The sequence below is a fragment of the Luteibacter sp. P4_E6 genome, assembly GCF_056401535.1.
Genome location: NZ_JBFUJE010000369.1, coordinates 1 through 3,916, shown reverse-complemented (window position 1 = coordinate 3,916; position 3,916 = coordinate 1). Strand labels below are relative to the sequence as shown.

General features: G+C 61.0%; 5 protein-coding genes and 1 other RNA gene. 2 read left to right on the top strand and 4 right to left on the bottom strand.

The features are described 5' to 3' along the window. The coding region (trhA, locus tag AC1DT2_RS17340) for a PAQR family membrane homeostasis protein TrhA (protein WP_477297701.1) at positions 1-386 on the top strand (386 nt) is incomplete at its 5' end. Here the strand turns inward: trhA and AC1DT2_RS17335 are convergent. The 4 genes from AC1DT2_RS17335 to smpB all read right to left on the bottom strand — a co-directional run bounded on the left by AC1DT2_RS17335 (position 387) and on the right by smpB (position 3,355). Next, complete coding sequence (locus tag AC1DT2_RS17335; RefSeq protein ID WP_477297699.1) at positions 387-1,373, bottom strand: phytanoyl-CoA dioxygenase family protein; 987 nt, start codon at positions 1,371-1,373, stop codon at positions 387-389. 59 nt (positions 1,374-1,432) lie between these two features. After that, complete coding sequence (locus tag AC1DT2_RS17330; protein WP_477297698.1) at positions 1,433-2,155, bottom strand: DUF2306 domain-containing protein; 723 nt, start codon at positions 2,153-2,155, stop codon at positions 1,433-1,435. A 222-nt stretch (positions 2,156-2,377) separates the two neighbouring features. After that, positions 2,378-2,773, bottom strand: a transfer-messenger RNA (tmRNA) gene (gene ssrA, locus AC1DT2_RS17325). Positions 2,774-2,854: 81 nt separating this feature from the next. After that, the gene (gene smpB, locus AC1DT2_RS17320) at positions 2,855-3,355 is read right to left on the bottom strand and encodes an SsrA-binding protein SmpB (protein ID WP_046965872.1); all 501 of its coding nucleotides are present in this window, start codon (positions 3,353-3,355) and stop codon (positions 2,855-2,857) included. A gap of 80 nt (positions 3,356-3,435) precedes the next feature. Here smpB and AC1DT2_RS17315 point away from each other — a divergent pair, with 80 nt between their 5' ends. Next, positions 3,436-3,864, top strand: coding sequence for a type II toxin-antitoxin system RatA family toxin (locus tag AC1DT2_RS17315; protein ID WP_477297696.1), 429 nt, complete (start codon positions 3,436-3,438; stop codon positions 3,862-3,864). Positions 3,865-3,916: the final 52 nt, after the last annotated feature.

Below are 3,916 nucleotides of genomic sequence, written 5' to 3'. Positions count from 1 at the left end.
CCTATACCCCTTTCGCACTCGTGGCGGTCCACGGCGCATGGGGCCTTGGTCTGTTTGGTGCGGTCTGGGTGGTGGCTATTGTCGGCAGCGTGCTTGAGCTCGGTATCTTGAAGCGGTATCACCGTGCGGCCGTATTCATGTACGTCGCGATGGGGTGGGGCGCGATTGTTGCGTTTCAGCCGCTGGCAACTCACGTTCCAAAGACCGGCCTGGTGTTGTTGGTGGCGGGGGGTGTTGCCTACACGGCGGGCGTCCCGTTCTATCTGGCAAAGCGGTTGCCGTTTCACCATTCGTTGTGGCATGTGTTCGTGCTGGCGGGCAGCATGCTGCATTACTTCGCCGTCTATCTTTATGTGTTGCCGGGGGCCGCCACGACAGGCGGGTGATCAAGACGTCCATTTGTCGGCATAGGCAAAGCGCGTCGGTCGAAGCGACATGTATTGCGCGACACGCGGACGTTGCGCGCGATTCGGACTGCTGCCATGCGGCAGCAGGTGATGCCAGATGATCATGTCGCCACGCTTGGCGGCAATCGGCTTCATGGTCAGTGTGCGGTGCGCATGCTGCTGCGCACTGACACCTGCCGGGACGGTGCTCAGCCATTGCTTCAGCGTACGATGCATGTCCGGCACGCAGCTGAATGCCCCTTGGTCCTCTTCGACATCGGCGAGATACAGGATGCCTTGCAACTCGAGGCAGTGCGGCTCGGCGAGCGTGGCATCCCAGTGCAAATGCGGGCCGGGGAACGGCCAGTCCTCGCGTTCCGGCGGGTTCAGTCCGCCCTGGTCAATGGTTACCCAGAGATCGTCGCGACCCCATAGCTGGGCATGGGCCTTGTGGATACGGGGCGCGCTTCGGTTGGCTACCAGCGCCGGGTGCCGCAGCAAGGGCACCCAGATGGAATGACCAAGCGATTCGCGATACCAGGACTCGGGGTCATCGGGGTTCATCCCCAGGTGGTCGTAGATGGCCATCTCGGCGTTTCTCGCCGCTTCGGCGCTGATCGCCTGGCGAAGAATGACGTAGCCGTGCTCGTCCCAGTGCGCAAGGTCGTCTTTACTCAGGCCTTCGACGTGATCCAGACTGCCAACTTCAGAGCCAACCCTCTCGCCTGCCAGTGCACGCCGCAGGCGGTCCAGCGAGGCGTCCGTCAGTTCGCCGTCGTTGCGCTCGCGTATCCAGGCTTCGAATTGTGCGTAGCTCGGCTTTTCGTAGTTCAGGTAGCGCAAGGTTTCCAGCACGTTAAGACGCAAGCCGGCCAGTAGTGTTTTCTGGATGTCCTGGGGTAGCGGCGCGGCGGATCCTGGTGCGCGCTGGCAAGCCCAGTAGGTATGAAGTTCGTCGATCTCGAGACTGGAGCCTGTGACGATCATTTTGCCTCCTGGCTCTGGCCTACAGTGATAGCATCGATCCGGCAGGACAGCCCCGTAGGTCAGACGGCTATAGCAGGCAACCACATACCTGTGGTAGCACGATAGATGCCGTACCCGGTCGCAAGCGCGAACGCGGTGATCAGTGCGGCCATCATGTACTTACCCGTATCGCGCCGCGCGTTTTCTGCCCGAAAGTACCCCTCGAGCATTGTCAGCGGGACCAGCCATTCGCAGCACGCCAATGCCCATAGTGCCGGTCCCTGCATCGTTATCGGATCAAAACCCACGATGCCGTCATTGATGGCGATCCATGTTGCCAGGCCGATGCGAAAAAACCACACGCCTGCCGCGAGCACCAGCAGCCGCAGTGCCCAGCGTCGATGCGCAATAAAATCGCGTGCTAGCGCAGAGCGCCACGCGAGAACCGCGCAGATCGCCAGCAGCAAGCCATTGAACGCCACATTTCCGTTCTGCGACGCGCCCGTGAAACCCCGGCCGGTCGCCAGCATCATAAGTCCGGCGAGGCCGACAATGAGCGCAACCGTCACGTAGATACGTCCATTCCAGCGATGAAACCGGGGCGCGCGACGGCGCAGTACCGGCACCAGCTGCAGCGGCCCGCAGATGGCGACGACCGAGGCCAATAACACGTGCACTGCAACGATCAGATTGCCCAAAGGCTGGGTGGGTAGGTATCCCGTAGGCCACACGCGATTCCAGGCGGCCGTATCACCGTGTAGCGTTGCCTTGCCGTAGGTGCCGAGAATGTAGGCACCGAACAAGAAGTGACCGGCGATGGCGACGGTCCACCAGCTCGTAGCCGCCAGTCGCAGCGCGCTGAGTGCCCTGGGCTTCGCTGCGCGGGTGATGTTGTCGTTCGCGACGTTTGCGAGGCGAGGGCTTGAATTCACTCCGTGATCCTCTACGTTCCAACGGTAGGCTGAGCAGCGGCATCAACTCTAAAGAAAAAGCCCCGACTGTTTCCAGTCAGGGCTTTTCTTCATTGGTGGAGATGGCGGGAGTCGAACCCGCGTCCGAAGGCGTTTAATCTCCAGATCTACATGCTTAGCTCACCGTTAGATCTCGTCCGCCAGCAGCACGGTGTGCGAAGCGCACCGACGGACATACCTGATTGATCTAGCGCCAGACCCACAGATGGAGAGTCTTTCGGCGGTCTCATGATAGTGACCCTACACCGACGAGCATGAGCACAAGATCGGTTCGGGGGTAGGGCCTTTTTTAGGGGCCGAACGCTTTAGGCGGCGAGAGCCACCGAAGCGTCATTACCGTAGTAGTTGTCATTGGCAACTATAGTTTTTGCAGCTGGTTTAACGAGGAAAGCTACCCCCTCGGCATGCACCAGTAGATCGCACTACCCCCGTCGAAACCAGAACATCCCCGGGGAAAACGTTGTGTGACTACACCTATCAGTATATGGCCGGGGCAGCCCACCCACAATGGGCGCCGCCCGTCCGTTCAGGTCAGCCCATCTTGTTGTGGGAGCGCATGACCCGCTGTTTGTCGACCGCCCACTCGCGTTCTTTCTCTGCGGTGCGCTTGTCGTGGTCCTGTTTGCCCTTGGCCAGGCCGATCTCGCACTTCACCTTGTTGTTCTTCCAGTACATCGCGGTGGGTACCAGGGTGTAGCCCTTGCGCTCGACGGCGCCGATCAGGCGGTCGATCTCCTCGCGATGGAGCAGCAGCTTGCGCGTGCGGCGATCGTTCGCGATGACGTGGGTGGAGGCGCTGATCAGGGGCGGGATCTGGGCGCCGACGAGAAAAACCTCACCGTGCTGGATGATCGCGTAGCAGCCCTCGCCGAAGTTGATCCGGCCCGCGCGCAGGGACTTCAGCTCCCAGCCTTCCAGGGCCATGCCGCATTCGAAGCGTTGGTCGATGTGATATTCGTGGCGCGCGCGCTTGTTCAGCGCAATCGTGCCGCCGCCGTCTTTTTCCGTGTCCTTCGGTTTCGCTTTTGCCATGTCCGCTAAAATCGGTCTATCGGATCCCTGATACAAGGCCGGCGGGTCCGTGAGCCGGCAAATGAGACGAGGTCAAAGCAGTGATTGAAATCCGCCGCAGTGCGATCGTGCCTTTCACGCCCGCGCAGATGTTCGACCTGGTCAACGATGTAGAAGCATACCCAAAGCGCTTCGGCTGGTGTGACGCCGCTGAAGTGCTCGAGCGGGAAGACAACGTGCTGGTGGCCCGGCTGGATCTCAAGTTCGCCGGACTGAAACAGAGTTTCACCACCCGGAACACCGCGGACCGACCGCATAGCCTGGCCATGAAATTCGTGGAAGGCCCGTTTCGCTCGCTGGATGGGGTGTTTACCTTCCAGGCCCTGGGCTATGTGGGCTGCAAGATCGCCCTGGCATTGGACTTCGACTACGCCGGGCTGGGTGGCTCGGTGCTGAGGATGGGTTTCCAGCAACTGGCCAACCGTATGGTCGACGACTTCTGCGACGAGGCGCGTCGCCAGTATGGCTGAGCTGAGCGTCGAGGTGGCCTACGCAGGGCCGGAGGGGCAGGTCGTCCTTACC

What these genes read in the sequence shown, in the direction of transcription:
- AC1DT2_RS17335 (WP_477297699.1), bottom strand. Translation starts at nt 1,373, where the DNA reads ATGATCGTCACAGGCTCCAGTCTCGAGATCGACGAACTTCATACCTAC.
- smpB (WP_046965872.1), bottom strand. Translation starts at nt 3,355, where the DNA reads ATGGCAAAAGCGAAACCGAAGGACACGGAAAAAGACGGCGGCGGCACG.